General features: G+C 43.0%; 8 protein-coding genes and 1 other RNA gene. 3 read left to right on the top strand and 6 right to left on the bottom strand.

The genetic code is table 11. From position 1 onward, the window contains the following. Positions 1-174 precede the first annotated feature (174 nt). Genes FWE37_08970 through FWE37_08960 form a run of 3 tightly spaced genes read left to right on the top strand, consistent with a single transcriptional unit; the run spans position 175 to position 3,148 of the window. The gene (locus FWE37_08970) at positions 175-1,458 is read left to right on the top strand and encodes an SH3 domain-containing protein (GenBank protein MCL2521111.1); all 1,284 of its coding nucleotides are present in this window, start codon (positions 175-177) and stop codon (positions 1,456-1,458) included. A gap of 6 nt (positions 1,459-1,464) precedes the next feature. Next, positions 1,465-1,764: a hypothetical protein gene (locus tag FWE37_08965; GenBank protein MCL2521110.1), complete on the top strand. Its 300-nt coding sequence runs from the start codon at positions 1,465-1,467 to the stop codon at positions 1,762-1,764. After that, a complete protein-coding gene (locus FWE37_08960; protein ID MCL2521109.1) occupies positions 1,751-3,148 on the top strand; it encodes an amidase family protein in 1,398 nt (465 codons plus the stop codon). Before FWE37_08965 ends, FWE37_08960 begins: the two co-directional genes overlap by 14 nt. Here the strand turns inward: FWE37_08960 and ssrS are convergent. The 6 genes from ssrS to infC form a co-directional block, all read right to left on the bottom strand. Then, positions 3,148-3,319: non-coding RNA, 6S RNA (gene ssrS, locus FWE37_08955), on the bottom strand. The genes FWE37_08960 and ssrS overlap by 1 nt on opposite strands. A 57-nt stretch (positions 3,320-3,376) precedes the next feature. Continuing rightward, on the bottom strand, positions 3,377-3,697 hold the full coding sequence (gene zapA, locus FWE37_08950; protein ID MCL2521108.1) for a cell division protein ZapA: 321 nt from the start codon (positions 3,695-3,697) through the stop codon (positions 3,377-3,379). Between the two features lie 11 nt (positions 3,698-3,708). Then, positions 3,709-4,104, bottom strand: a complete 396-nt coding sequence (locus FWE37_08945) for a hypothetical protein (GenBank protein ID MCL2521107.1) — start codon at positions 4,102-4,104, stop codon at positions 3,709-3,711. Between the two features lie 63 nt (positions 4,105-4,167). Next, positions 4,168-4,524: a 50S ribosomal protein L20 gene (gene rplT, locus FWE37_08940; GenBank protein ID MCL2521106.1), complete on the bottom strand. Its 357-nt coding sequence runs from the start codon at positions 4,522-4,524 to the stop codon at positions 4,168-4,170. Between the two features lie 54 nt (positions 4,525-4,578). Then, positions 4,579-4,803 carry a 50S ribosomal protein L35 gene (gene rpmI, locus FWE37_08935; protein MCL2521105.1) on the bottom strand — a complete coding sequence of 75 codons (225 nt, stop codon included), beginning with the start codon at positions 4,801-4,803 and terminating at the stop codon, positions 4,579-4,581. Between the two features lie 29 nt (positions 4,804-4,832). After that, positions 4,833-5,354, bottom strand: coding sequence for a translation initiation factor IF-3 (infC, locus tag FWE37_08930; GenBank protein MCL2521104.1), 522 nt, complete (start codon positions 5,352-5,354; stop codon positions 4,833-4,835). Positions 5,355-5,549: the final 195 nt, after the last annotated feature.

Genomic DNA, 5,549 nt, shown 5'->3' with positions numbered 1-5,549 from the left:
ATAACAAGTTTGGGGAAGCCAAATATAATTTCTTTAAAGAAAGACCTTACCTTAATCCTAAATATTATCGTGAATTTAAGTTTTCTCTTATTGATTTTCTTTAGGCACTGTTTGTACACTCCCCATAATATAACTACTCTTGACTAGCCGCTAAATTTAGTATAGTATCGATTTATGGTTAAATTTTTGGCTTTGTTGTCGCTTGTCTTCCTCTTTTCGTGCAGCCGCTCTTTAGGTTATGGGGTGGTTTTATGGAGCCCCGATGAAGTTATGGTGGCTACCGGTAACGTGGTTAGGGTAACCAGCCGCATTAGACTGCGCGAGCTTTACCGCATAGAGGTAGGTAATGAAGTGCGTGAAATTAACGATTGGCGGCTGGCCGTATTTCCTAACCGGGCAGCAGCTACCGAATTTGCCCTAAGTTATGCCCCTTTTACCCGCACCTTTGTCGAGCTGCAGCAGCGCCGTTCGTTGCCTATGCGGGCCTCACCGTCGGCCAGCGCCCAGCAAATTTATAACATCGGCGAAGGGCAAGTGCTAAAAGTGCTTTGGCGCAGCCCCGAACGGGTGGAAATTCCTCCTTTTAGAGGTTATTGGTACCGAGTGCTCTCCAGCGATGGGGTGCAAGGTTATGCCTTTGGCCGCTTTTTGCGCGAATATATTATTTCGGATAGCGGCACCATCATTTATGACGACCGCGAATATTTGGGCGACACGGTGCTGGAAAATTTCTTTGACCCGGCCATTACTTGGCGGCCCGAAAATTTTAGAGAAATGATTGTTAATGAAAGTATCAATTTAAATTTGTTTAGGCCGGAGCTGGGCCTCTTTATCGATACCGTTAGGCGTACCATCTCTATTAATACCGTGCAGCGGCAAGTTATTTTTAATTACAACGCCATCTTGCCCACCGGGGCGAACAATTACTTTTTTGATGGCTCTGATTTTAGCTTTACCTTGCGCAATAACGAAGTTGATGCGCGATATGTTTACAACGGACAGCGGGTGGTAGACACCTTTGTGGCCATTCGCGGCCCGCTAAGCGACCATATTAGTGCCGAGCTTGACAGGCGTGCCGAACGTTACCAAAGTTTTGTGCGGCTTGGGCCTAGCTTTAACAGTAACAACTGGGGCACTTTAAGTTTTGATGGCAACAACCGTTTTGCCTTAGCTAACGGCAGCGGTTTTGTCAGTAGTGGCTTATTAAACTCGCCCAATGGGGCCGGCAATGTGTTGTTTGATGTTTTTTTAACACCGGCTTTGGCTAATGATACAAGGCATAATTTTGATGGGGTTATGGCTTTACAATTTGATAACGGCCGGCAGTTCTTTTTGCTGTATAGTTTTGCCCCTAATGGTTTTACGGCGCGCTTGCTGCCGAGCGTAGGGGCTAACCGCACCTTTAGCGAAAACGACACTCGTATTAATACGGCCCCGACTTTAGCCTTTACCAATTAGGAGATTATGATGAATAAAATTGATGACGACTTGCTTAAAGCTTTATTTGACCTAAGCAGTTTAGAATATGAGCCGGAGCGAGATGACTATTGGCAAGCGGAACTTGTTAAATGGCTAAGTTTTTTTGAGATAGGTAAAGTTGATGTGGCCACCGGTTATCAAAATTTAAGTAACGGCAGCAGCGATGAGTTGCGTGAAGATGTAGTTGAGGATAGTTTATCGGCCCAAAAACTAAAAAGTTTTATGCCGCGTTTAGCAGATGGTTTTGTTGCTTTACCGCAAGGAGTAAATAATGAAGGCGAATAATTTATCGGTTAGTCAAATTGGTGAGGCCTATAAAAAAAATGAACTAAAACCTAGCGAGTTAGTAAAGGCTTACCAAGATAGTTATTTACAGCAAAAAAATTTAAATTGCTACATCGAGTTTTATGACGAAGCTTATGAGACGGCCCTTAACTTAGAAAAAGCTGGTCCGAGCGGCCATCATTTATGGGCTGTACCGGCGGCCGTTAAAGATAACTTTTCGGTACAGGGGAAAGATTTAACTTGTGCCAGTAAAATTTTAGAGGGTTATGTCAGCCCCAGCGATGCCGTTGTGGTTAGCCGATTAAAAGAGCAAAATTTTATTAATTTGGGCCGTCTTAATATGGACGAAATGGCGATGGGCGCCACCGGCCGTTACAGCGTTTACGGCCCCACCCTTAACTTTTTAGATAATAAGCGTTTTGCCGGCGGCTCTTCCAGCGGCAGTGCGGTGGCGGTGGCGGCCGGTATGGCGGCCTTTGCTTTAGCCAGCGATACCGGCGGCTCGGCACGGTTACCGGCTAGTTACAATGGGTTAACCGGTTTTAAACCAAGTTACGGCGTTATCCCGCGCAGCGGTATGGCCGATTTAGCCCCCAGCCTCGATGTGGTTGGCCTAATTGCACATACACCGTTAGATATTAAATTGGTGTTAGAGGCCGTTGCCGGCCGCTCTAACTTTGATGAAACAAGTATTAATTTAAATGCCGCCAAGCAACTCAGCTTTAAAGGGTTAAAGGTGGCGCGGTTTAATAACTTGCTTAAACCCGTTCACCCCGAAGTAAAAAAGGCTTTTAGTTTAGCCGAAGAGTACCTAAAGAGTGAAGGCGTCATTTTTGTAGATATTGATTTAGGCCTAGAAGATGAGATAATTAATATTTATTATATCTTATGTTGCGGCGAGGCGGCTACCACTTTAAGCCGCTTTGATGGGGCGCGCTATGGTTTAAAACTTAAGGCCGCTAGTGCCGGCGAGCTGTTTGCCGCTACACGCAGTAAAGGTTTTGGTGATGAAGTTAAGCGCCGTATTTTGTTAGGCAACTATTTTTTACATGAGCAAAATTATGCCGATTGGTACAACAAAGCTAATGTTATGCGCTCGCACCTGTGTAATAAAATTAACGAATTAAAGCAAAGCGGGGTAGAGTTATTTTTATTACCCGGTTTTAGCGAGGCGCCGCTTATTGGTACGGCCGATGAAGCAACTACTTACAGCAGCGATTCGACGGCGGTGATGTCTAACCTTACGGGGACACCGGCGGTGGCTGTTCCTATGATGCTGGGGCAAAACGGATTGCCGGTTAGTGTGCAGTTGGGCGGATTACGCGGCAGCGACCAATTAGTGCTTGATGCCGGACAAAAGCTTTATCATATAAAAAATTATTAAGAAAACCCGCGATGCCGATGTACAAAAAATTCACCTTGAACGGTAACGCTCAAGTGGGTTATCGCACACAAACAATTTACCTTTACAGGTAACTATTTGTAAATAATTGACCACCCTCGAATATTTAACTGTGCAAGTAAATTATTATACTGTCGCACACCGCAGGCCTTTTAAAAGATACTTAACATTACCTTAGTTAAATATCTTTTAAAAGGTATGCTTTTAACACTAACGCATTAATGTTTGGTCTAAAAGTTTATCTATCTGGCTAAAGGCGCGCTCGGCTCCGTCTTCAAAATTTACTTTGTTCTCTAAAGCCGTTAAAGTACTGGTTGGAGCCTGCCGTTTAAGGCGAAAATTTTCGTTAGTTAAATAAATCCCAGCCATAATGGCCAACGAAAGCGGGTTATCTAAGTTAAGTTCTTCTTTTACTTGCTTAATAACTTCGGCCAAAGATTCTTCAAGTTGTTTAATATAACTTAATTCTTCTTCGGTGCGGATAGTGATAACTGTACCCAGTAAATCGATACGATAAAGGCTTTCGCTCATAGTAATTACCTTTAATAAATATCTAAAGATGGTTCTTTATCATCTTCGTGCTCGCTGTGGTTATCATTACTAATTGTAAGTTCGGGCTCTTTGCTTACCGGTATGGCAACAGGAGGCTCCTCTGGGTTTTTAGCCGCGCTAAGCTGCGAGGAGATAATATGATTTTCGACCGTAGTTAGCTGGTCGATAGCTCCTTGTATACCTTGTTCCAGCAGTTCTTGGTCGTCCGATAAGGAATTAAAACGGGCATTGCTGCGTTTAAGATCGTTTTGTAAGGTTTCAATATCAAGTAAAAGCCGGCTATTAGCTACCACTAAATCGGAATTTTCTTTCCTTAGCATATCAATTAAAGCGATAGCCCGTTTAATTTTTTGGTTTAATTGCTCTACTTGTTTAAGTGTAATCATCTTACTTCCTTTTTTAAACGGCTGCTTAAATAATTAAAAGCAGCCGTTTGGATAATCAAATAATTAAGCTAAAGCTTTTTTTACGGTGTCTAACACGGCTTTAAAAGCGGCGCTATCCTCGATAGCCAAATTAGAAAGGGCTTTTCTATTTAAAGTAATGCCACTTTTGTTAAGACCATAAATAAAGCGCGAATAACTTAAACCTTCGGTCCGGCAAGCCGCCGAAATACGGGCTATCCACAGCCGCCTAAAATCTCTTTTTTTAGCTCGGCGGTCGCGGAAAGCATATTTACCGCTTTTCATTAATTGGGTTTTAGCTACACGGTGCAATTTGCTGCGTGTGCCGTAGTATCCTTTGGCCCGCTCTAATATTTTTTTGCGCCTATCTTTACGGCGTGTTCCATCTACTGCTCTTGGCATAATAATCTCCTAATGTTTTTTATACAACCGGCTGTTAGCCGATAAGCCGCATTCCTAGCTGTAAGGGATAAGTTGTTTAACTTTTTTTACAAAGTTACTGTCATCTAAAACACCCATCTTACGCAGCTGCCGTTTGCGTTTAGAAGATTTTTTCGTTAAAATATGCCGCATTCCTGCGCCACGAAACCGTACTTTTTCACCACTACCGGTAATGAAGTAACGACTTGCGGCACTCTTACGAGTTTTTACCTTTGCTTTCGCTTTTTTTGCTTTAGCCATCTTGTCAATTCTTCCTTATATAATATTTTTTATTTTTTTGCTTTAGGGGCTAGCGACATTGTAACATCGCGCCCTTCTTGGATAGCCGGCCGCTCTAGGACAAAGTTTTCTTCGCCAATGCGCACCAGCACCTCTTTCATTACGGCAAAACCTATCTCGGGGTGAGCCATTTCACGCCCGCGAAAACGCACCGAAACCTTTACTTTATTACCATCTGCTAAAAATTCTTTAATGTGTTTAGTCTTAAAATCAAGGTCATGTACCCCTAAGTTAGGCTTCATGCGCACTTCTTTTAAGATTTGCTGCTTTTGGTTTTTCCGGGCTTCTTTATCTTTTTTGCTTTGTTCAAATTTAAATTTACCATAGTCGATAAGCCGGCAAACAGGCGGTTCGGCCTGCGGCGCTATCTCTACTAAATCGAGCCCTAACTCGGTAGCTCGTTCTAAAGCCTTGCGGGTAGCCATTACTCCGGCCGGCTCGTTATTTTCGTCAATTAAACGCACTTCGCTTACCCGTATTTGCTCGTTAATGCGTAAATCTTTTAGTGCCAATCCTTCTCCTCATCGTTTACTGATTTTTACTTTAGATATTTTAGCAGTATAAACCACTATGACAGCTTTGTCAACACTTAATTTAGTTATTAGCTATTCACCGGTGTAACTATTCCCAAAACCATACGCCATTGGTGTTACGCCACAAACCATTATTAAAAGTGAGCACAAAAAAGGTATCGGGGTCGGCGGGGT

Source organism: Spirochaetaceae bacterium (assembly GCA_009784515.1).
GTDB lineage: Bacteria > Spirochaetota > Spirochaetia > WRBN01 > WRBN01 > WRBN01.
The sequence above is the reverse complement of the archived record's forward strand: the minus strand, read 5'-3'. Positions and strand labels throughout refer to the sequence as shown.